The organism is Shimazuella sp. NTD250 (assembly GCF_059510375.1).
The window spans coordinates 473,627-496,125 of the sequence record NZ_JCAJZS010000003.1; the positions used below are offsets into that span (position 1 = coordinate 473,627).

At 37.6% G+C, this 22,499-nt stretch carries 19 protein-coding genes, 4 pseudogenes and 1 riboswitch; of the genes and pseudogenes, 11 read left to right on the forward strand and 12 right to left on the reverse strand.

Annotation, left to right across the window (positions count from 1 at the left end; translation table 11 throughout):
* Window positions 1–5 precede the first annotated feature (5 nt).
* The 4 genes and pseudogenes from AC5WOF_RS10520 to AC5WOF_RS10535 form a co-directional block, all read right to left on the reverse strand.
* Entirely contained in the window at window positions 6–944 is a 939-nt protein-coding gene (locus tag AC5WOF_RS10520; protein WP_496049899.1) for a magnesium transporter CorA family protein, read from the reverse strand.
* 206 nt (window positions 945–1,150) lie between these two features.
* A riboswitch (M-box (ykoK) riboswitch) is annotated at window positions 1,151–1,315 on the reverse strand.
* A gap of 366 nt (window positions 1,316–1,681) precedes the next feature.
* Window positions 1,682–2,887: a glycoside hydrolase family 3 N-terminal domain-containing protein gene (locus AC5WOF_RS10525; protein WP_496049900.1), complete on the reverse strand. Its 1,206-nt coding sequence runs from the start codon at window positions 2,885–2,887 to the stop codon at window positions 1,682–1,684.
* 440 nt (window positions 2,888–3,327) lie between these two features.
* A pseudogene (menC, locus tag AC5WOF_RS10530) lies at window positions 3,328–4,320 on the reverse strand (o-succinylbenzoate synthase); the annotation flags it as partial.
* Window positions 4,321–4,327: 7 nt separating this feature from the next.
* Window positions 4,328–5,118 (reverse strand): annotated as a pseudogene (locus tag AC5WOF_RS10535) (Tn3 family transposase); the annotation flags it as partial.
* Window positions 5,119–5,474: 356 nt separating this feature from the next.
* Between AC5WOF_RS10535 and AC5WOF_RS10540 the strand changes: the two are divergent.
* The 3 genes and pseudogenes from AC5WOF_RS10540 to AC5WOF_RS10550 all read left to right on the forward strand — a co-directional run.
* Complete coding sequence (locus AC5WOF_RS10540) at window positions 5,475–6,059, forward strand: hypothetical protein (RefSeq protein WP_496049901.1); 585 nt, start codon at window positions 5,475–5,477, stop codon at window positions 6,057–6,059.
* Window positions 6,060–6,164: 105 nt separating this feature from the next.
* The gene (locus AC5WOF_RS10545; RefSeq protein ID WP_496049975.1) at window positions 6,165–6,494 is read left to right on the forward strand and encodes a recombinase family protein; all 330 of its coding nucleotides are present in this window, start codon (window positions 6,165–6,167) and stop codon (window positions 6,492–6,494) included.
* An 89-nt stretch (window positions 6,495–6,583) separates the two neighbouring features.
* Window positions 6,584–6,667: pseudogene (locus tag AC5WOF_RS10550) on the forward strand (helix-turn-helix domain-containing protein); the annotation flags it as partial.
* Window positions 6,668–7,419: 752 nt separating this feature from the next.
* On the opposite strand, the gene AC5WOF_RS10555 reads toward AC5WOF_RS10550, so the two are convergent.
* The 3 genes from AC5WOF_RS10555 to AC5WOF_RS10565 all read right to left on the reverse strand — a co-directional run bounded on the left by AC5WOF_RS10555 (window position 7,420) and on the right by AC5WOF_RS10565 (window position 9,516).
* On the reverse strand, window positions 7,420–7,659 hold the full coding sequence (locus tag AC5WOF_RS10555) for a beta/gamma crystallin-related protein (protein WP_496049902.1): 240 nt from the start codon (window positions 7,657–7,659) through the stop codon (window positions 7,420–7,422).
* A gap of 559 nt (window positions 7,660–8,218) precedes the next feature.
* On the reverse strand, window positions 8,219–8,749 hold the full coding sequence (locus AC5WOF_RS10560) for a DUF4309 domain-containing protein (protein ID WP_496049903.1): 531 nt from the start codon (window positions 8,747–8,749) through the stop codon (window positions 8,219–8,221).
* Window positions 8,750–8,970: 221 nt separating this feature from the next.
* Window positions 8,971–9,516, reverse strand: coding sequence for a TetR/AcrR family transcriptional regulator (locus AC5WOF_RS10565; protein ID WP_496049904.1), 546 nt, complete (start codon window positions 9,514–9,516; stop codon window positions 8,971–8,973).
* A 184-nt stretch (window positions 9,517–9,700) separates the two neighbouring features.
* Between AC5WOF_RS10565 and AC5WOF_RS10570 the strand changes: the two are divergent.
* From AC5WOF_RS10570 to AC5WOF_RS10585, 4 genes and pseudogenes are all read left to right on the forward strand, one after another.
* Window positions 9,701–9,901: pseudogene (locus AC5WOF_RS10570) on the forward strand (NAD(P)H-binding protein); the annotation flags it as partial.
* Window positions 9,902–9,968: 67 nt separating this feature from the next.
* Window positions 9,969–10,709: an SDR family oxidoreductase gene (locus AC5WOF_RS10575; protein ID WP_496049905.1), complete on the forward strand. Its 741-nt coding sequence runs from the start codon at window positions 9,969–9,971 to the stop codon at window positions 10,707–10,709.
* Window positions 10,710–10,783: 74 nt separating this feature from the next.
* Entirely contained in the window at window positions 10,784–11,614 is an 831-nt protein-coding gene (locus AC5WOF_RS10580) for an SDR family oxidoreductase (RefSeq protein ID WP_496049906.1), read from the forward strand.
* 68 nt (window positions 11,615–11,682) lie between these two features.
* Window positions 11,683–12,090, forward strand: a complete 408-nt coding sequence (locus AC5WOF_RS10585) for a cupin domain-containing protein (RefSeq protein ID WP_496049907.1) — start codon at window positions 11,683–11,685, stop codon at window positions 12,088–12,090.
* 10 nt (window positions 12,091–12,100) lie between these two features.
* Here the strand turns inward: AC5WOF_RS10585 and AC5WOF_RS10590 are convergent, their stop codons facing one another.
* On the reverse strand, window positions 12,101–12,505 hold the full coding sequence (locus AC5WOF_RS10590; RefSeq protein WP_496049908.1) for a helix-turn-helix domain-containing protein: 405 nt from the start codon (window positions 12,503–12,505) through the stop codon (window positions 12,101–12,103).
* A gap of 141 nt (window positions 12,506–12,646) precedes the next feature.
* Here AC5WOF_RS10590 and AC5WOF_RS10595 point away from each other — a divergent pair, with 141 nt between their 5' ends.
* Window positions 12,647–12,892 carry a hypothetical protein gene (locus AC5WOF_RS10595; protein WP_496049909.1) on the forward strand — a complete coding sequence of 82 codons (246 nt, stop codon included), beginning with the start codon at window positions 12,647–12,649 and terminating at the stop codon, window positions 12,890–12,892.
* 192 nt (window positions 12,893–13,084) lie between these two features.
* Here the strand turns inward: AC5WOF_RS10595 and AC5WOF_RS10600 are convergent, their stop codons facing one another.
* From AC5WOF_RS10600 to AC5WOF_RS10610, 3 genes are all read right to left on the reverse strand, one after another.
* A complete protein-coding gene (locus AC5WOF_RS10600; protein ID WP_496049910.1) occupies window positions 13,085–13,726 on the reverse strand; it encodes a YczE/YyaS/YitT family protein in 642 nt (213 codons plus the stop codon).
* 1,598 nt (window positions 13,727–15,324) lie between these two features.
* Window positions 15,325–16,215 carry a metallophosphoesterase gene (locus tag AC5WOF_RS10605; protein WP_496049911.1) on the reverse strand — a complete coding sequence of 297 codons (891 nt, stop codon included), beginning with the start codon at window positions 16,213–16,215 and terminating at the stop codon, window positions 15,325–15,327.
* A 232-nt stretch (window positions 16,216–16,447) separates the two neighbouring features.
* Window positions 16,448–17,611 (reverse strand): iron-containing alcohol dehydrogenase, encoded by a 1,164-nt coding sequence (locus tag AC5WOF_RS10610; RefSeq protein ID WP_496049912.1) that lies wholly within the window; start codon window positions 17,609–17,611, stop codon window positions 16,448–16,450.
* A gap of 166 nt (window positions 17,612–17,777) precedes the next feature.
* On the opposite strand from AC5WOF_RS10610, the gene AC5WOF_RS10615 reads away from it, so the two are divergent.
* The 3 genes from AC5WOF_RS10615 to AC5WOF_RS10625 all read left to right on the forward strand — a co-directional run bounded on the left by AC5WOF_RS10615 (window position 17,778) and on the right by AC5WOF_RS10625 (window position 21,244).
* Window positions 17,778–18,143 carry an ArsR/SmtB family transcription factor gene (locus AC5WOF_RS10615; protein WP_496049913.1) on the forward strand — a complete coding sequence of 122 codons (366 nt, stop codon included), beginning with the start codon at window positions 17,778–17,780 and terminating at the stop codon, window positions 18,141–18,143.
* The gene (locus AC5WOF_RS10620; protein ID WP_496049914.1) at window positions 18,136–20,235 is read left to right on the forward strand and encodes a heavy metal translocating P-type ATPase; all 2,100 of its coding nucleotides are present in this window, start codon (window positions 18,136–18,138) and stop codon (window positions 20,233–20,235) included. Before AC5WOF_RS10615 ends, AC5WOF_RS10620 begins: the two co-directional genes overlap by 8 nt.
* 100 nt (window positions 20,236–20,335) lie before the next feature.
* Window positions 20,336–21,244, forward strand: coding sequence for a cation diffusion facilitator family transporter (locus AC5WOF_RS10625; protein WP_496049915.1), 909 nt, complete (start codon window positions 20,336–20,338; stop codon window positions 21,242–21,244).
* Window positions 21,245–21,275: 31 nt separating this feature from the next.
* Here the strand turns inward: AC5WOF_RS10625 and AC5WOF_RS10630 are convergent, their stop codons facing one another.
* Entirely contained in the window at window positions 21,276–22,436 is a 1,161-nt protein-coding gene (locus AC5WOF_RS10630; RefSeq protein WP_496049916.1) for a CapA family protein, read from the reverse strand.
* Between the last annotated feature and the right edge of the window lie 63 nt (window positions 22,437–22,499).

A 22,499-nucleotide genomic window follows, 5' to 3' on the forward strand; every position in this document is an offset into this window, starting at 1 on the left:
TTTTCTCATAAATACCGCTTTTTCCAAAATACAAACGTAGTAATGCTGGACAATAAAACGGAAGCAATCATAATGACAGCAAAAGCATGTGGGGAGTGTTGAAAAGGGATGGGGATATTCATTCCATATACACTCGCGATCATAATCGGGAAAGTCAAAATAATGGTTAAAGATGTTAAGATTTTCATCACGTTATTCACATTGTTAGAGATAACAGAAGCAAAAGTATCCATTAAGCCACTGACAATAGGAGTATAGATTTCTGCCATTTCAATCGCCTGTCTATTTTCGATGATGACATCTTCTAGTAATTCTTGGTCTTGATCATAGAGTCGTAAATGTTGGCCACGTGATATTTTTTGAGTCACCACTTGATTCGTTTTTAATGAAGTGGTGAAGTAGACCAAGCTTTTTTGTAAATTTAGTAGAGAAAAGAGTTCTTGATTTTTTAAGGATTGCCGAAGTTCTTTTTCAATTTCATTCGTTTTTCGGTTAATTTGTTTTAAATATGCTAGGTAGTATGTTGATACTGCATTTAAAAGCTGTAGGACAAAACGTGTTTTCATAAAGGTAAAAAAGTTTTTAACTTTTTTACGTGTGAAATCTTCTAAAATTGGTGTTTCTTTTAGACAAACAGTAATCAAGAAGTCTCTTGTAACGATAATTCCGAGAGGGATAGTAATAAATTTTTCTCTTTTGGTGCCATTTGGTGTCATGATGGGCAAATCTATAATAATAAGGGTGCCTTCATCTTCTTTTTCAATCCGTGATTTTTCTTCTGGGTCTAATGGATCTTTGATGAAATAATCCGGGATTTGAGCAGCTAATACTACATCATTGATTTCTTGCTCAGTTGGATTGATTAAATGAATCCAGGTACCTTTGACGAATTGGTTGACAAGTGCAAGTTGACCTTGCGTGTTGGAACGATACACTTTTAGCATGGATGTTCACCTCTGTTTCACCACATCCAAGTAAAAAGGGAATCACTCTTACTTGGACGCGTGTAATGTTGTTTAACGATCGACGTATCTCCTATAGCCGGATCATCGGTAAGAATGATCCCCACCTCCCTTGATGGATGTAAACAGAAAAACCTTCCACTCAATGAGCGAAGGTTTTAACAGCACAGAAAAAATGCGCAGCCGACAAAACCTACCTCTCGTTGAGTTTTAGCACTGTATAGCATAGGCTTATGCCAGCTACGTTAAGAAAGACCTTAAGCCGATCTTTCCTGTTCTACCCATTGGCGTCTTTCGACATTTTTGGGCAGTAGCTTCTCTCTATACAGGAGCCTCACCTAACGGTAAGTTAATTTTTATTTCCTTCTATACTATACGCGCATCATAGCTGATGCGTCAAATGTTTTCTTCAATAAAGGCTTATTTTTAGAATTTTGTACACATCTTGTTTTTCAAAGTCCTACAGAAATATAACTCCTTATGGAATTTAGAGGAGAGAATGGAAGGATTATAAAAGAGTTGATTTTCCATGAAATGTGTAAACATTGACTTATTTATTGTGCGATTCGGAAGGTTTGAAAAACAACTCAATTGGTATTCGATGAGTTTAGGGTCGTCGTCGAAGGGACTGGTTCATAGAATCCCAGAGGACTGTTGATACGCTGCATGGCCACATAAAATAAAAGGCAACTAAAAAATTAGTCACCTTTATCTTTTCATCAGTTTGTAAATGTAGCTACTACCCTACGTATGGATTTGTTTAGTTCTATTAAATCGGGAGTAGGGATAGTTTGCCGATCTGTAAGTTTGTATTTTTGTTTTAATAGTAAGATACGAAGTACACTTTCATCAATCCGCTTTTCCGTAATCCAACCACTGGCAATACTCTTTTTCAGTGAGGAGATGACTTTTGTCACATTATCGTATCCATGAGCAACAAGTAAAATATCGCTACCTGCCTTTATGGCTTGAACCGCAGCTTTACCAATTCCATAATGTTTGGCGATTGCCCCCATTGTGAGATCATCTGTTATCACAACACCCCTGAAACCAAGTGTATCACGAAGTTGATCGGTAATGATTACTTTAGAAAGCGAAGCAGGGAATTTGCTATCTATTTTTGGAAACAAAATATGTGCAATCATCGCCACATCTGCCCCATTGTGGATTGCACTTTTAAAAGGAACCCACTCAAAAGATTTAAGTTGACTCAAATCCTTATACACAATAGGTAATTCTAGATGGGAGTCAACAGATGTATCGCCATGTCCTGGAAAATGTTTTACTACTGAAATAATGCCCTCTTGCTGTATTCCTTGCATCACCTTTATTCCTGTACGAGACACAACATCTGCAGTTGGGCCATAAGAACGTACTCCAATCACCGGATTGTTTGGATTACTGTTAATATCTAATATAGGAGCATAGTCGACATTCATTCCCATTGCTTTGCATGCTTTTCCTAGATATCGACCAATTTTCAACACATTGGTTGAGCTATTCGACTTTCCAATCACCGAAGCGTTTGGGAATTTTTCTAATTTTGGCAACCGACTTACTTTGCCTCCTTCTTGGTCAACTGAAACAATTAACGATGTTGGATTTCTTCGGTTCCAAGATTTAAGCTGATTCACATATGTAACCAAACCTTTTGGAGTTGTTATATTATTTTTATAGAAAATAACGCCACCCACATACTGTCCCTGAATCATTTTCTTGGTTTGTAAACTTGCTGTATTCCCTTCCATTCCAGCAATAATTAGCTCTCCAAGCTTTTGATCCAATGACATATTTTTTAGTTGTTTTAATGTTTTTTGTTGAGCTATGGTAGCACTAGATTGTGGTTTGACCTTTTCGGTTTCACTATGCTGGAGTTCTTCCGTATGGGATGATGGAGTTGTGTTCTCACCTTTTCGAGTACTCATACAACCTGTAACAAGGCTACATAATACAGTGAATAATGTTATTCTTACTATATTTTTTAAGATGATTCCTCACTCCTTTCTTATTCATGCTTCTATTATGTCCTTGAAAGATAGATGATATTTTAACTGTAGAAACTGAAAAACCATGTATTGTAGCAAGAGAAACAATAGAAGCTCCGAGGAGCGGTGGGAATGAACTGTTTTCCACGAAAATGAAGATGAATATTTTACTTTGAAGGATTAGTATAACGATACATGGTTATATATTTCAAATTAGTTCCTGTGAAGGATCTTCCTTAGAAATAGCAAAATCCCGTTACCTTCAGTTACGGGATTTTCTTTTTGCGGGAAGGGATTATTCTGTTAATTTAGTAATATTATTTACTTTTTATGATCAACTAATAATTGTTATTTTTCTATGCTTGGGCCTTCAAGACGTATTAACTGATAGAAGAAGTATAAGTTTTACTGTATAAGGTGCATTCTTGGATTCGCTCTAAATTTGGTTCATAACCAATCCCAGGACGATTGGGAACAGTGATTGTACCATTTTGAACCGTAACTTCAGGATCAATAAGGTCCTGTTCCCAATAACGGGAAGAAGCAGCAGTGTCACCAGGTAAGGTGAAATTGGAAAGGGTAGTAATAGCAATGTTATGAGCACGGCCAATTCCGGATTCTAACATACCACCACACCAAACGGGGATTTGATTTGCTTCGCAGAAATCATGAATTTTTTTCGCCTCTGTTAATCCGCCAACTCTTCCAATCTTAATATTAATGATTTTACAACTTCCAAGTTGCAATGCTTTTCTAGCATCCTCTACGGAATGGATGCTTTCATCCAAACAAATAGGTGTGTTTAGATACTTTTGTAAAGTAGCGTGATCCACAATGTCGTCATGTGCTAATGGTTGTTCGATCATGGTGAGGTGAAAAGCATCTAGTTGTTTTAAATGCTCTATATCATGAAGCGTATAAGCAGTATTGGCATCTGCCATCAATGGAATATCAGGAAACTGTTTTCGGATTGCTGAAAGAGGTTCAATATCCCATCCAGGTTGAATTTTTACTTTGATTCGTTTATATCCTTCATTGATATAATTCGTTACTAATTTTATTAATTGCGGGATGGTATCTTGGATTCCAATGCTGATTCCTACATCAATTTGTTTTTTCTTCCCGTCAAGCGCTTCTGCCAAGGGAATTCCTTTTTGTTTGGCAAAAAGATCCCAAACTGCACCTTCAAGTGCTGCTTTTGCCATATAGTTTCCTCGAATATGTGCAAATCGTGTCGTCACTTCATCTGGATGCTCGATGGGTCTTTCCAGGAGGTGAGGAATGAGAAAATCATTCATAATGCTCCAGTTGGATTGGACCGTTTCTTCCTTATAATAGGGATCAATAGCGGCTACAGATTCTGCCCATCCTGAAATCCTATTTGATTAAATCCCAATCGATCGACTCACTAAAAGAGAGAGTCGATGTGTCTATACTTCGTTTCCGGGCTTGGACGAAAGAAGGTAAGTTTTTTGAAATTCCGAATTTGTGGCATGAGTTTGATACCTAGTAGATGAGATAGACCAAATACAGGTGTCGATTGCCCTTGCGTGTCTGCATGAAGAGTATCTGGTTGCACATCGGATTCGTTTTTTAGTAACCCATCTAAAATATAAACGGCTTCCCATACCCCACAAGGAATAAAATGACTGAACAAGGCGATGTAATTATCTGCAAGGTGATGGTAGGCAATTGCCCCATAAATGCCATACCGAATATGATATTCGGCTCAGAGATTCTCTTCATAAACGTTATAGGGAGTGCCATCAGCAGCGGCGGATTTTCCTGTTCCCCACAACTTGGGTAAGTCAAAGCCGTGATGGTAATGGTTGATGATGTCCTTCATTGCTTGATCAATCTTTTTTTTTGGTAATATGCCTTTGATTGGTATAAGAGAGAACATTTCCGGTTACATCCTCCTGCATATGTCTAGCAGCTTGGAAAGGTCCTAAATTGCATCCGTACGCAAAGGTAGTTAAGATATACCGTTCACGGGGATTTTTTAACTTTGGATCAGAGCTAGATGCTGGATAAAAATGACAAAACCAATTTACCCAGTGTTCTACATTGCATAGAATATCCATTAGATTTCTTTCGGGAAGTCGTTTTTTAATCATCTCCTCTAGTTCCTTCAGTAACTTGTTATACTCCGTTTCTTTACTTTTTTTAATACTAATTTCCTGCTTCGTTGATACTAACATGCTCATTATCCGGTTTCAAAGTCCGTCAGAAGGAAATGAGGGGCTTGTTTTTATATGTATGTACGTTTATACGAAACAGTAAGAATTGTATAAGATCATGCTCAAACAGGAGCCGAAATCAAAATCAGAGATTGCACAGGGACCATTGTGGATGTAAATAGGGTCACTACGTGTTATCAAGTGATGTACAGCAAGAAAAAAGGGGAGCTGGTGCCGTTTGAGGATGTGAAAAAAGTTACCATGTGTTTAGTGATATCTGCTATGCTCAAAGTAGAACAAATAGTCAAAATCTATAAAATTTATTTAAGTTTAAGGAGAAAATCATATTGATCGACGAACGGTTTGTAATACTCGGTGCTGTATTACAGTTTATTGGCTCCATGAGTTATCTAATAGATACTTTAAAAGGTAAGACTCAACCAAACAAAGTTACTTGGGCTTTATGGGTACTCGCTCCATTCATTGCATTTAGCTCCGAAATTAACCAAGGTGTGGGTTTGCCAGCACTGATGACTTTTATGGTGGGTTTTGGTCCATTCCTCATATTCTTGGCATCGTTTGTTAACCGTAAATCTTCATGGAAATTGACAGGTTTGGATATTATCTGTGGTGGACTTTCCATTTTCGGTATCATCTTATGGAAAGTAACAGGAAGTGGTAATTTGGCCATTCTTTTTAGCCTTTTGGCAGATGGGCTGGCAGGTGTCCCTACAGTGATGAAATCGTATAAGAATCCAGAAAGTGAAAGTTGGCATGTCTTTTTTTTTGCTATGGTCAATGCGATTATTACCTTACTAGTCATAGATATCTGGAATTTCGCTCACTATGCATTTCCTCTTTATATTTTCGCACTTTGTCTTGTACTTGTCATACTGATCAAGTTTAAAGTAGGTACAAGGTATAAACCTTAAACAAAGATGGATCAGAAATAACGATAAGTGCTAGGCGTTTAAAAAGGTACCACATTCTGGTTCTCATTACGTAACAAAAACGAACAAAATTTAGACAGACAAGAAATTCAACTTCGAGAAGCTGGTTGCGATAAGGTATTTTGGGAAAAAATCAGTGGAACAAATAAGCATAGACCTGAATTAGATCGAATGTTGGAACAGTTAAGAGAAGGTGATACCGTTATTGTTCCAGACCTAACTCGATTATCCAGTAACCTTAGAGACATGATTGAGTTGGTTAATTTATTCGGAGAAAAGGGTTGCCATTTCATTAGTCTAATAGAAGGCTGGAATTTTAATTTAGGAACAGCAATGGGGAATATGCAGCTTCATCTTTTTGGGATGTTGGCACAATATGAACGGGATCTGATTGCAGAGCGTACCAAGAGGGACTAAGGTCAGCAGCAAAGAAAGGACGTTTCCCAGGAAGACCACAAACAGATAGCGATAAAGTCAAATATGCCAGTTTTCTTTTAGAACAAGGGAATATGACTATGCAAGAAATAGCTGATAAAGAAGGAGTTTCCCGAATGACTTTGTATCGAAAACTGAAAGACGGTCAATCATGACCAGTGGTATTTAATGGAACCATAAAATAGGAATTATCTGATGAACTGGAACAGAAACTGTCTCACTATCTCATAAAAAATTAGGTACCCCTCACTCTGGGAAGAGTGAGGGGTACTGGACTGGAGATTTCGAACGCTAACTGGCTGTCAGCGATTCAGGAGAGCTCCACTTGCTAACAGGATTAACAACTGTCTAGCAAATCATCCAGGTTGAACAGCTCGAAATCAGTCATGACTCGATAGAGTTCATTAGACTTATCAGAACTGCTCATTTGGTAAAGCCGTGTCCCTTACAACAATGGATACATAATCGACACCTCTCGCAGAAGACAGTGAATAGTGGTATTCTCCCACAGTTTCTGCAAATAAGCGTCCTACCTGGAGGCATGTTGCTCCTTTCACTATTGTTTGGAACCCTACAAACTAAATTTTAACATTATTTTCTCTATTGTAAAACAGGGTAATCTAAGTTGGGGTAGAACCAGCATCCGTGCAACGAAGTGCAATCTGTCCAATAAATGGAAATTATCGGAAGGACTAGAGCATGAACCGTTTCATTAGGACTAAAATCAGGTGTCCCCTTGTACGTTCACAAGGAGGCACCTGAGTGACCTCACCGTCATCTGGGTGACAGCGTCCTCCTTGTTGATCGAGGTGGTAGCGGTGCCATTCCTAGGCAGAAGATTGATGAGCTGTCGCATGATTTCCCTCGATACAACTCACTGAACAGGTCATGTTTTCTATGTTGCTATTTATTTTATATGGAGTGAGGAAACAACATCATTCCATGATCCGTTGCCTAGTTTTATCATGGTGAAATCAGAGTATTTTCCTGGTTTCAGTTTCAATTTCTGTCCTTTGTAATTGATGTGTTCGTATAACACAACACTATCAACATCGGATACTTTAGCAGATGACGCAACATCATTCCAATTCTTTTTGCCGAATTGCAAGATGACTAGTATCCGATCAAAGAACCATAATTTAACCATTGAGCATAAAAAACGCCACTTGTGTGAGTGGCTCTACAAATACAAATAGGAGTACATAACGATCTACCTAGCATTACGATGAGTCGATAGATGTTTGGTTATGATCGAAAGACCATAACAACCAAAACATCTATCGCCCATTCGTAATGGTTTGGTCAATCAAGCAAGATACTCTGTCAGAAACAATCTTTTGGTTATTTTCAACAGAGTATCTTGCTTGATCTTCGCTCACCACATATACACCTTACGGCATATATGGTTGGGCTTAATCGTTATGTACTCTTGACTATATGGTGTCCTAAATCGGAATCATCATGCACAGATACATATATTTTCCAGTGTGGCCCCTCAATGTGCGAATCGTTCACACGTCACCTATTGACTATCTACTGGCCCTGCGCTTTCGGTTACACTGGGCCTATTACAATTTTCGGGTAGATCAGGCTCCTCACGGTGCCTGATCTACCCGAAAAACTAACCAACTACTTGTTCGATAAGCAGTTGGTTAGTTTTTTCTATTAGTTGCTGGAATGACTAAATTTTGAATATATTATAGGAGCTAATGAATAGTAATTTCAATACGGCTACCGAAAATGAATGTAATTTTATTATTACCAGCTTTGTAAATAAGCTCATCTCCATCTTCATATTGCCCTGCTTCATCAGGTTTTCCTAATGCTTTTTGTACCTCTTGTTTGGTGATATCTTGAAGTCTTTCATCTGCACTGTAGAGTTCGACTACTTTGTTATTTTTTAATACAAAATATGCTTTCCGGCTCTCATAATACATTTGATCGACACTTTTTTCATCTTCAGTTCCCCATTTTTTGTTAATTTCACCCCGTAAGGAACCAAGACCAAATCCGTCACTATTGATAGTTTTACCTTCTATAGCTAGTTGTTTTACTTGTTGAATAAGTTGTTGCGTATTTAATTTAGGATTTGATTCTTCTGTACTCGATGGAGGAGAAGTAGATAGAGATGATTTGGATGTATTATTATTGGTTGAATCTGTTGTGCATCCTATGAGAGATAACATTGATAGAATTGCCAGCGCCAAAAAGAAAGGACGAAAAGAAGATTTTGCCATTTTTTAATTGCTCCTTATAATTATTGTTTTGCTTTTTTAGTATAAAAGACAAAACATTAGCTAAAAAGTGCAAAAAGAAATAAATTATTTCCTCTTTTTCTATCTTATAAGGGAAGTAGCGTATATCTAGGTGTGTCGGTACTCCCCCTTAATTTAAGTAACATGTTATAAATTGCGTTTTAAATGCCCTTAGGAGCAGTGTGCAACACTGCTCTGTTTTTTTATAAATTCCTATCTAATAAAATCCCTACTTGTTCTGCCATTTCACGGGCCGTATAAGGCATTCCATTATTAAACCACCATTCTACTAGCCCTACGTAAGAGGTGACAATAAATTGAAGAATAACTTCTTCCTTTATTCCTTGATTTTTCCCTTTCGCTGCATCCACTTCATCTTTAAATTCTTCGATGAGAAATTCTAGGAACTGACTACGAAATGAAGGAGCTCCTTTACTCGCTAACATCGTGGAAAAGAATAAATAATGACCTTCAAGGTATTCGAACCACGGGAGATTTGCATCTATATATTCCAATTTAGATGACGATTCACATATTACTCGTAGTTTGTCAATATGTTCTGCAATGAGCTTATCCAGTAAATCATATTTATCCAAATAATGAAGATAGATAGTTCCCCGACTAACATTTGCCCTGTCGGAAATATCTTGTAACGTAATTTCATCAAAACTTTTCTTGGACATCAATTCAATAACTGCTTTTTTTATGGCTTCTTGGCTTTTGGCTATTCTTCTATCCACTTTAGACATTGTAAATCTCCAGCTTTCCTAAAGATATTTAACAATTTTATTAGGTTTGTTCATTACTTAACAAATCGTGTTGAATTGACCATTGTAAGTATTTTGTATCTGTTTATAATTATAGACAGATGTCCATTAATTGATCAATGTTTATTTTGTAAGGGTATCTGGATAAAGAAAGGATTGTGTTGAAGCCTCTGAACTCGACTATACAATTTTGAGACTAGGCTGGTTTACCTATGAGGATGAAATCGATCATGAGATAACTCAGAAAGGCAAACCATTTAAAGGGCATGTTATATCTCGAAAGAGTGTTGCTGAGGTGATTGTTAAATTAGCAGTAACGCCAGGATTGAAAGTTCTTCGCAGTTTAGGGGTCAACAAACCAGTGTAATCTGGGGGATTATCCATCCCTTATTGCTTGAAGAAATCAAGGTATTTTTAAGAAAGGGTGTTCTATTATGTCAAATATAAAAGATAAAGTTGTCATCATTACAGGCGCTTCCAGTGGGATTGGAGAGGCTACTGTAAAGGAACTTGCTTCGAAAGGTGCGAAGTTGGCGCTAGCAGCTCGTCGTGAGGAACGTTTAAAGCAATTACAAGAAGAAATCAAGAACAATGGTGGTCAAGCCATTTATAAAGTGGTAGATGTGACTTCGCATGAACAGATGGAACAACTGGCTGAGTTAGCTCTAAAAGAGTTTGGAAAAATTGATGTTTTGGTCAATAATGCCGGAGTCATGCCGCATTCTTTCCTTTACAAGAAAAAAATTGATGATTGGAACAAGATGATTGATGTAAACATTAAGGGAGTTCTTTATGGAATCGCAGCTGTACTTCCAACAATGAGAGAACAAAAATCAGGGCATATCATTAATCTTTCATCAGTTGCAGGACACTTTGTTGGAGCTGGAAGCACTGTCTATGCCGGAACCAAGTTTGCTGTACGTGCTATTTCAGAGGGTCTTCGTAAAGAAGAAGCTGGAAACAATATTCGTTCCACTATTATCTCGCCTGGAGCAGTTACGACTGAATTGACAAATTCGATTACAGATATGGATCTGAAACCAGGAATCGATAAAATTTATGAAGGTGCAATTGATGCTGAATCAATAGCTCGTGCCATTGATTTTGCTATTGAACAACCTTCCGATGTAGCAGTTAACGAAATGATTATCCGTCCTACATCACAAGAACAGTAATTCATTATAATTTGTTCATTAATGGACAAATTAAGCCAACTGCGGATTATAAATTAAATTAAGGAGGACATGCAATGAAAGACGTTATACTTTGGACAGGTGCAGGACAGATTGGAATGGCGATAGCTAGAAGAATCGGTTTTGGTAAGAAAATTATTATTGGTGATAAGAATCTAGATAATGCCAAAACTATTTCGAAAATTATGAAAGATACCGGATTTGATGTGGTACCTGTCGAAACGGACATTTCTTCCAGAGAATCTATTTTAAATTTGATTGCAGAAGGTCAGAAGTATGGTGAAATCACTGTTCTTATCAATGCAGCCGGCGTGTCACCTAGTCAGGCACCTATTGAAACCATTTTGAAGGTGGATTTGTACGGAGCTTCAGTATTGCTGGAGGAAGTAGGAAAGGTCATAGCTTATGGAGGCGTAGGTGTGACAATTTCCAGTCAGTCTGGACACAGAATGCCTCAATTGGGAGTTGAAATTGATGAACAGCTAGCAACGACACCGACTGAAGAACTCCTTAGTTTGGAAATTCTTCGTCCAGAAAATATCAAGGATACGTTGCATGCTTATCAAATGGCGAAACGGTGTAATGTGAAGCGCGTTATGTTTGAATCTATTCGTTGGGGGGAAAGAAACGCTCGCATCAATTCCATTTCTCCGGGGATTATCGTAACGCCATTGGCTATAGACGAGTTCAATGGTCCAAGAGGAGAGTTCTATAAGAATATGTTTGCCAAGTGCCCTGCCGGACGACCAGGAACAGCTGATGAGGTTGCAAATGTTGCGGAGCTGCTGATGATGCCGCAGGGAGTTTTCATCACCGGAACTGATTTCCTAATTGACGGTGGAGCTACGGCTTCTTATTTTTACGGACCACTAAAATCAGCTGAATAATATAATCGTTCGACTGTTGAAGTAGGTTAATAATAAAAAATAAAGCTATTGGAGGAATTAAATTAAATATGACAAAACATGAGGAAGTAAAAAATGGTGTTATTTTTCCAGTAGGCGAAAAAAATGAAGCATTTGCACAATTTTTCGTAGGACAAAGTTATCTTAAAGGATTAGTTTCTGATCCTAAAGTAAATGTTGGTGTGGGGAATGTTACCTTTGAACCAGGATGCCGAAATAACTGGCATATTCACCGTAGTGGATTTCAAATTTTACTTGTAACTGGCGGCGAAGGTTGGTATCAAGAAGAGGGAAAAACAGCTCAGTTTTTAAAAGCTGGTGATGTGATAGTCACTTATGATGGTGTGAAACACTGGCATGGTGCTACAAAAGATAGCTGGTTTGAACACATTGCAATCACTGCAGGAATTCCGGAATGGTCAGAACCTGTTGATGATGAATGGTATAACAAGTTATAAAACTTTTGCATCAAATTAATTGATTCGATGTGTTAGTCACTTTAAAAAGATATATTGTGACTTTATGGGAAAATTCAAACCTGAAGTGATTGTGATGACCATAACCAAGTGTTATTAGAATTAATTGCTGGAGTTGCTGAAAGTAAGAATGCAACTCATAATACTGAGGTGGATAATCCTCGTTTGAAATAATTGTTAACCGGTCTATTCTTAACACTTGGAGGATTCGATTCAACTTCGTTGCTCCAATATCCTGATATTCAAATTTTTCATCCTTTGAAATCTTCATCTGAGAAACACCCAATTTCTCGGTCAGCTGTTCTTGGGTAATACCTCTGTAGACACGCATTTTTTTCAAAAAAGATCCCAATTGACTCATCGTAACGGTTTCTTGATCAAAATCACCCTGTTTCATACATTTCAATGTCATATTTTAAAGAGTAATAAATTTTGTTAATAGCCATGAGTGAAATATCAATTTTTGTTTGATCATACCCTTGATTAGTCAAATTTTCTGTAATATATCTCCTTTTTTATAAAATTCGAGAAATACATCTTGATAATACGACCGTTTGGAACCGTTCGGCTAAAAAAGCCGATGCCCTTTGTCGAAAAGGGAGCGATGCGTGCAACTACAGTTGATGAAGCAGTTTCAACAAGCACAGTAGTAGTCACCTGTGTGTTCGATTACAAAGCATTGAAAGAAATCCTTAATCCTGTAAGAGCCTGCCTCTCTGATCGAGTTATCATCAATCTCACTTCTGGGATATCGGAAGAAGCGCGTGAGATGGCCCTAGGATAGCCTTCCATAGCGGAGATTGTGGATTGTTGAATGGATTTACCGGTGGTGGATTTCACTTTGGAGGCTAGTTCTGTCTGTTTCCATCCTAAATCCAATCGACGATGGAGAATCACTCTTCACAGAGTAACTTTCTATAAAATCCTTTACACTAAACCTCATTTAACACTTGAAAAACATTGTTCACTTTGCATTCTAATCGCTTAACTTCGTGCCGTACGTTTTAGCCATCATTCGTTCCCACAGAGGGATAAACTGTTTGATCAAAGGTCCAATAGTCAGTGCTGTTAGCAGTGTACCGATAGAAACTGGTCCTCCAAACAAAAAGCCCAGCAATGTGACTGTGCATTCAATTCCGATTCGGGTTTTGCTGATGCTCCAGCCCATTCGTTCATGTAAGACCAACATAAAGCTATCGCGTGGTCCTGCCCCGATTCGTGGTGAGATGTACATACCCGTACCGAATGTATAAATAAGCAAACCAGCAGTAAACAAGAAGATTTGTTCGATGATGGTCTCTCCAGAAGGAAGCCATTTTAACCACATGAATAAGTCTATAAACACGCCAAAGAAAAACATGTTTAAAAACATACCTATATTTGGCTTGATTTTACCAATGAAATAAGTCGCGAGTATGATGATGGCTCCCATGATTTGCGACCACATCCCGATGGTAAGTCCAAACGTCTTTTGTAATCCGATATGCAGTGTGTCCCATGGAGCAACACCTAAATTAGCTTCAATCATCATGCCGATTCCATATCCCATGACTGCCAATCCGAGCATGAACATACCATAGCGAACCAACATTGGATGAAGCAAAAACTTTTTTTTCATAATGAATTTCCCCTTCATGAATATCTTTTCTAAAGGTGTAGGGAGGTGATTGAGCAAATACTATTTCTGTTTTTAAATGAATGGTGAGCTGCTTTCTTCTGTTGAAGTATTTTGTTACTTGTTGAACTGTCACAAGGGGAATGATACTTTTTGTACAGGACAATCGCTTTTTGTATGGAATTATTTTAGTTTTAAATTATCTATGCTATTTTTATATAAGGAAGGTTACTTGTCAACATATTTTGGATAATTTAACGTATGGGAAAATAGGATTTTAAAGGTACTATATGGATTGTAAAAGTAGTGGGATTATAGATGATAAGGATTGGCCAAAAAATTAATGGTATTTCAATGTGCGATTTGCAAGAACTGATGCGATGAAGATGAAAACAAATATGTCATGATAAATGGCTGCTTTGTATGTGTGGAATGTGAACAGCAGATGGAGAAGAACAGGTTGAAGGGGAAAACAGACATGAGTGAAGATATGGAGTTTTTTAAGTGCTCTGTGAATTTGTAAAGTTTGCTAGGTATTTTTCTGTAAGAGTGACACCATGATGTAAGTACTGTTATCGCCAGTGACCACTCAGAGAGATTCCCCGATGAAAGAGCAGAATTCAGATGTTGTCAGCCTCATTCTTTCGTCAAAGGTGCTGGGCCATTGGAGCTTGAACCCTTGAGGCGACAAACCCAAAAAGCCCATTAGAGTGAGATGTAGATGTATCCCAAGCTTCCATATGGGAAATATTCGGTAATCCTTACAAATAAGAAAAATGTTTTTTTGAATAAAATCAAATTATAATAGAATTAACAAAAAGGGATGTCAGAATATGCATTTGAGTGATATTTTTCTAGTTATTTTTTTAGCCTTTGTTTTTGGATATTTGGCTTATTGTGCTTATATTGCGTATAAAACTCTAGAAAACAAAAGCCGATTTAAAGGGTACAATTACTCTCCTCGATCCCAAAGGACGACTACAGTTCGAATGATTCGTATAATAATGATTATTCTGATTAATTTTTGTGCTACACTTGAAAAAACTGATTTAGCTATATCTCCTGAACTACTTAAAGTTGGGGTGTTCCGACAAATTTGTTAAGTCAACTCTACTCCAAAGGAAGTGAAAAAAATTGATTATGGGTGTATTATTTGCTAGTTTTCTTCTGATTTTTCTTATTTGGACAAATGTAGAGAAGCATTCAAAAGCTTCCGTTATTCTTTCTAGGATATCAATCGGAGTCGCTTTGTTGTTTATTATTGGAACTATATTTTTTACCATTATCGCCATTTTTTTGTTCCGATTAGATCCATTGACTTAATACACTTCTAGTTGACCATAGATGAAGTTTGGTATGCCATGAAGAGCACACCGAATGAGTATTTGCTTTTGATAATGATAAAGCTGGCGCAAAAGCAGTTAAAGTACTTATACTAGAGAAAATTCTTTATGGAAAAGAAGTAATCATCATCATAGATGAATGTTTGCTATGACTAGAGTAATGGATTAGAGCACGGTGCTCTGCTGATAGGTTACGATCAAGGGTAAATATATTTATGCAAAAGATGCGTACTTCTCTGCTTTTCGTATTATTTCTCCTCAGTTTGCAGTACATTTTAATGTAATTATCGTAAGTTCAGGTTTACAATGAAAACGGATAGGCACGCGAGTTAGTCCAATACCTCTTGTCGTATAAACTTGATAGTGGCTATCTTTAACTCTATTTAAACCATAGGGGTATTTTTGTGAATATGGAGGCGTATAAAGAGCTCCTATTAGAGGGATTCGGACTTGTCCGCCATGGCTATGTCCAGATAGTTGTAAATCGATAGGATAGTGATAAAATTCATCTGCGAAATCCGGCTCATGGGATAGAAGGATAGTGCAAGAATCTTTTGGAATACCAAGTAATGCTTTCTGTATGTCTGCCTCTCCAACCCAAGGATCATCAATTCCAGCGATATAAAGGTTATCGGTATGTCTATTTATTGATATATGTTCATTTAGCAAAAGTTGAAATCCGGCTTTTTTCAAAACACGTTTAACGGATAGCTGATTGGACCAATTATCGTGATTTCCTAAAACAGCATACTTTCCATAAGGAGCTTCTACTTGAGACAATAGCTTTGTCGTTTTTATGATCTTACTTGGAGCTTCATCAAATAAGTCGCCTGTGAAGCAGATACAGTCAGGTACTTCATTTTGAATAGCGTAGATAAGGGGAGATAGATCGTCTATCTCAAGATGAAAGCCCAAGTGTAGATCACTAAAGTGACAGATGGTAAAATTATGAAAACTGGTGGGCAAGTGTGGAAGAGTAATATCGATTTTGGTTGTTTCCAATTGATATGGTTCAATCCATCGGGAGTATGCACCTGTCAAAGTAGGAATACCTATTACTCCTGCTATATAATAAAAACTTCGTTTGATAAAGTCTCTACGATTAATATTTTGATTTGTTGTTTTGTGTATGGTGGGTTTTAGATTCATTTTCCTGCTTGACCTCGCTTTAGTAGATACTACTATAGGTTATGAATGTTACACGGGTATTGCGTCATAAAATCCCAAAATAGTAGCTGTTAGCAGGAAATTAGGAATACTCGGATTAAGTGGAATTTATCAATCAACGAAATAAAGAGATGCTACTGTTAACCAACAAATATCTCTCGACATTTTTGGGGATAGTAGCATCTCTTTACTAATTAGAAAATTGTATTTTTCTTTACAAACACATTTTTAGAATTTCGTACACATCTTGCTGGGTAACGGGTTTAAAACGTCCTGTGGTGCCATTTGGCGCAGCTTTTTGGGCCATATCTTGTAGTCGTTCTTCATTAATTTCATAATCTGCTAGATGACTCGGTGCTCCAATACTGTTCCAATAAGCACGGAGTTTTTCGATACCTTCTAAGGCTATTTCAAGATCGGATTTATTGGCAGGATTAACTCCGAAGACACGAATTGCCAGTTGTTTCATTTTCGGAGCAGTAGAATCTAGATTGTATTTAATCCAATTCGGGAAGATGATGGCAAGTCCACCGCCATGAGGAATATCGTAGATAGCTGAAACTGCGTGTTCAATCTGATGTGTTCCCCAATCTCCTATCATCCCCATACTGAGTGTTCCGTTTAAAGCCATTGTACCGCAGTAAAGAATCGATTCTCTGGCCTCGTAATCTTCTGGATTCTCGATTGCTTTTGGTGCTGCTTCCATTACGGTGCGTAGGATTGCTTCTGAAAATCCTTCATTTAATGGAACATTAGGTGAATCGCTAAAATATTGTTCCAATACGTGTGACATGATGTCTACAACACCATAAACGGTTTGATTTTGTGGCACAGAGAAAGTATGTACTGGATCGAGAATGGAGAACCGTGGAAATACATGAGGAGAACCCCAGCCTATTTTTTCTTGTGTTTCCCAATTGGTGATGACTGATCCTGCATTCATCTCCGAACCAGTTGCAGCAAGTGTTAAGACAGTACCGAATGGTAATGCATCTGCGGCATGTGTTTTTTTTGTGATGATATCCCATATGTTACCATCAAATTTAGCACCTGCGGCGATCGCTTTTGTCCCGTCGATGACACTGCCTCCACCAACAGCTAAAATAAAATCAATTTTTTCGCTTTTACATATATCAATACCCTTTTGTACAGTGGAAAGTCTTGGGTTTGGCTCTACTCCGCTCAGTTCAAAAACAGAAGCATCGATTTTTGCTAATTGTTCTTGTACTTGGTCATAGAGACCATTTCGTTTGATACTACCTCCACCATAGACAAGCAGTACCTTTGTACCATAAGGTTTTATTTCATTAGATAGATGAGATAATTGACCACTACCAAAAATTAATTTGGTAGGGTTTTGGTAAATAAATGGTTCCATTTATGTTGGTCACCTCTTTCATTTATATGGGTTAATTATATCGTACCCAGGAAGGGAACAAAAATAAACGATAACTCATAATTTATTCAAAAGTTCGTTTGACCGTATACAAAGAAGGAGATTACAATAATATTCAAACAAGTATTTGAATGAAGGGGTCATTTGATTGGATAACGATGTTTGTTCTACTCCTTGTGTAGAAAGTGAAAAAGTAAAAGAGATTTCTGAACGGCTAAAACAGGAGGATTTTGAAGGAACAACAGAATTGTATCGGGCATTGGCAGATGAAAATAGGTTGAAAATTGCTTATGCACTGCTTTTAGAGGAGGAGTTATGTGTATGTGAGATTGCAAATGCAATAGGGACTTCTGTTGCTACAGCTTCCCATCATCTACGTTTTCTTCGTAAAAAAGGCTTAGCAAAACATCGCAAGTTAGGAAAGATGGTGTATTATTCGCTAGATGATGATCATGTGAAACAAATGGTGGAAATAGCTTTTATCCATCGAAAAGAGGGAAGATGTAATGGGTAGAGATGAGCAAGTAGCAGTATACCGAATAGAAGGATTGAGTTGTTCTTCTTGCGCCAAAAAGTTTGAAGATAATGTCAACCGAATTTCAACCGTTTCAGAAGCAAAAGTTAACTTCGGAGCTGCTACCCTAACCGTATGCGGGATTGCAACGATTCGAGACTTAGAAAAAGCAGGGTCCTTTGACCATTTACAATTGGTTCCCAGACATGAAGAATTTGAAAAAAAAGCTTGGTATCGACAAAGACAATACCAACAGCTTCTCCTATCTATTATTTTTTTACTCAGCGGATTTATTACTCATATGATAGATGGGGAGCAAAATCAGTTTGGCATCTTATTCTATATTTTAGCTGCATTGGTTGGAGGAAGTACACTTTTTGTTGAAGGTCTTAAAAATTTCATTCATCTGCGATTTGATATGACCACTTTAATGACCATAGCAATTCTGGGTGCTTTTGCTATAGGGGAATGGAGTGAAGGTGCTACTGTTGTTATTTTATTTGCAATAAGTGAAACGCTAGAACGTTTTTCTCTTGATCGAGCAAGAAAATCTATTCGATCATTGGTTGATTTGTCACCAAAAGAAGCATGGATAAAAAAAGATGGAGAAGAAAAGTGTGTCCCTATTCTCGATGTAAAAGTAGGAGATATTTGTGTTATTAAGGCAGGACAAAAAATAGCAATTGATGGTAAAGTCATCAAAGGAGTTTCATCTATTAATCAATCTGCGATAACTGGTGAGTCTATTCCAGTAGTCAAACAATTAGGGGACGAGGTATTCGCTGGAACGTTAAATGAAGAAGGATATCTAGAGGTAGAAGTGACCAAAAAAGCAACGGACACTACTTTATCAAAAATTATACAGTTAGTAGAAGAAGCCCAAGCAAATCGTGCACCATCACAGGCGTTTATTGATCAATTTGCAAAATATTATACACCAGCGATTTTAGTTCTCGCTATCTTATTAGCAGTTGTTCCCCCTCTATTTCAAGGAGATTGGCTTACTTGGATTTATCGAGGATTAACAGTACTGGTGGTTGGTTGTCCCTGTGCATTGGTAATTTCCACACCTGTTGCCATCGTTACATCGATTGGAAATGCGGCTAGAAATGGTGTGCTTATCAAAGGTGGAGTATATTTAGAAGAATTAAGTACCATACAAACGGTAGCTTTTGATAAAACTGGTACATTGACTCGAGGAAAACCAGAGGTTACGGACTATCTATCGTTTAGTAATAGGGATGAAAGATCGGTTCTTGAAATCGCCACTACTTTAGAAAGTGGTTCTACACATCCTCTCGCTGCTTCTATTACCCGTTATGCGAATGAACATCATATCATTCCAAAAGAAAATATAGAATCCTTTCAATCCCATACGGGAAGAGGGGTTGAGGGAAGCCTTTATGGGATACGGCATTTCATAGGAAGTCCTTCTTGGTTTGAGAATAAATTGACACCAGAAGTCATCTCAAAAATTTCTTCTTATCAACAACAGGGGAAAACGGTGGTGTTATTAGGTACAGAAAATGAAATTTTGGGTGGATTTGCCATTGCAGATCAAGTCAGAGAGAAGAGCAAACAGGTGATCCAAGCGTTAAATCAAGTTGGTGTTGGACATATTGTTATGCTTACTGGAGATAACGAGCAAACTGCCAGAGGAATTGCACATCATTTGGGAATAAAGGAGGTTAAATCAGATTTAATGCCAGAAGGCAAACAAAAATATCTCAAAAGTTTGCGAGATACAGGTAAATCTGTAGCTATGGTGGGAGATGGAGTAAATGATGCCCCAGCATTAGCAGTATCGCATGTAGGAATTGCAATGGGTGGGGCTGGTTCAGATACTGCTCTAGAAACGGCAGATATGGTATTGATGGCAGACGATTTAGAAAAGCTGCCCTTTGTTATTCGTTTAAGCCGATTTACCAAGCGGATAATTGGACAGAATATTACGGTGGCATTAGGTTTAAAATTACTTGCATTGCTTCTCATTATACCAGGGATGCTTACTCTATGGTTAGCGGTGTTTGCCGACATGGGTGCAACTGTTCTGGTTACCTTCAATGCACTTCGTCTCTTACGTGGGAAATAGTTGATTTCCTAACCGAACTTCTAGTATATAACCTCTACTTTTTAGGAAGCATTTTCAACTGATTTGACTGAGAGAGATGAAAATGAAAGAGGTTTAATCAATGAAACTGGCATGGAAATCAAGTATATTTGCAATTTGGGTGAGTTTGATTAGCAATGTATTGTTAGCAATTGTTAAATTTATCGTTGGTATGTATACAAGGAGCCAAGTTCTTATAGCAGATGCACTTCATAATGCTGGTGATGTTATTGCAACAGTCGCTACTTTGACTTCTTCCGTGGTTTCCAAGAAGCCTGCTGATGAAGATCATCCTTATGGACACGGTAAAGCTGAAGTAATCGCTTCATTTATTGTGGCAATTATCCTGGCTGTAGCTGCTTGTTATATGGTATATCACTCTATTGTTGCATTATTTGAGCAGGCTGTTAAAGCCAGTTTGATTGCTTTAGTTGCTGCATTTGTTTCCTTTGTTTGGAAACAAGGTTTGTATCTGTACTGTATTCAATTAGGGAAATCGTCGAACAGTAAGAGCTTAATCGCTACTGCGAAAGACCATTTAGCAGATGTCTATGCATCTCTTGCTGCAATAGTAGGTATTGGAGCCGGATTGTTGGGAGATGCCTTTTCTATACAAGTATTGCAATTTGGTGATCCGATTGCGGGCATTATTGTATCATATTTTGTTTTGAAGTTAGCATATGGAATGGCAAAAGAATCAATTGGTATTTTAATGGAACAAAATGTACCTATGAATGAGTTATCTCATTTTCATCATATCGTCGAGAAAATTCCTGAAGTAAAACGAATCGATCGAATCCGTGCCAGAGATCTTGGTCATTATATTATTGTGGATATAAGAGTGAGTGTGCCAAATCATTTGACTGTGAAAGAAGGTCATGATGTCAGTAGGAGAATCAAAGCATCAATTATTAAAGAAAATCCAAAAGTGGAAGAAGTTTTAGTTCATTTAAATCCTTGGTTTTCAGATACTCCTGAATCTCAAAAATAAGCGATAAAAAGAGCTGCAAACGCAGCTCTTTTTATCGCTTAGGTGCTAGTATGGGAAAGCTATCTTTCTTGGTTATAATAGACTTTACGTCATTCCAAGACGTCTCCCATTTATTTTTGGTCAGCCCTGGATATGCTTTTAAGTTTCCAGCGGTTTTGGTAGGTAAAGGTACAACTGTGTACTCTGTTTTACCGCTTTTTTTGTATTTGTTGACCAAAGTAGGTAGAAAAGAAGTGTTTGTGAGTTTTATTTTTCCTGTCTTTGCATCTTTCATGATGTCTAAATAGACGATAACACCTTCGTCCGTATAAGGTTTAGACTGATTAGAAATAAAGTTTCCCATCGAATATACAACAAGTTTTTCTTGACCATTTACCATCAATTTCTCTATTTGTTGCTGAACATGGGGATGGCTTCCGAGTATTACATCTGCTCCAGCTTGAAGTACTTTTAAAGCTGTCTTTTTTTGTTTTTCATTTGGATTTCGTTGAAATTCTGTTCCCCAGTGCAAAGAGACAATTACATATTCCGCACCTTGTTGTTTTAGTTGTTTGATATCTTTAGCAATTTTAATGGGATCAATCAGGTTCACGAGATAAGGTTTCCCCTTAGGAACAGAACCATTTGTGTGTTCTGTATAAGCGAGAAACCCTAATTTTATTCCGTTTTTTTCCACTATAACACCTTTACGCTCTTGTTCTGACGGTGCTGTTCCTGTAAGCAGGAACCCATTCTTTTTAATGGTAGAGAAAGTGCGTATAATACCTTTTTCACCTGTATCATTTGCATGATTGTTCGCAGTAGTGAGAATATCTACTCCAGAATATTTTAAGGCATCTAAAATTTGATCAGGTGCATTAAAATTTGGATATCCACTGTATTTTTTGCGGGTTCCAGCCAAAGTCATTTCAAAATTAGCAATTGTTAGATCGGAATTTGATAGGTATGGTTGTACTGCTTTAAAAAACTTACGGAAGTTATAACCGCTGGTTGTTTTTCCAGATTGAATTTGTGAGTCATGCATGATCACATCTCCAATCGCTGCAATTGTTACTTTAGCAGGTGGAGGTGGTGTTGGCTTCTTTTGTTTCTGCTCGTCGGTGTTATGTACGTGCACCAATTTACATGCAGATAAAAGGAGAAATAAGGCCAATATGGATACAATTACGATGGATCTTTTCAGCAGAATCACACTCCAAAAATATTGCTATTACTGTTATACGATATTCTATCAGAAAAAGAGCAAAATTTGTCC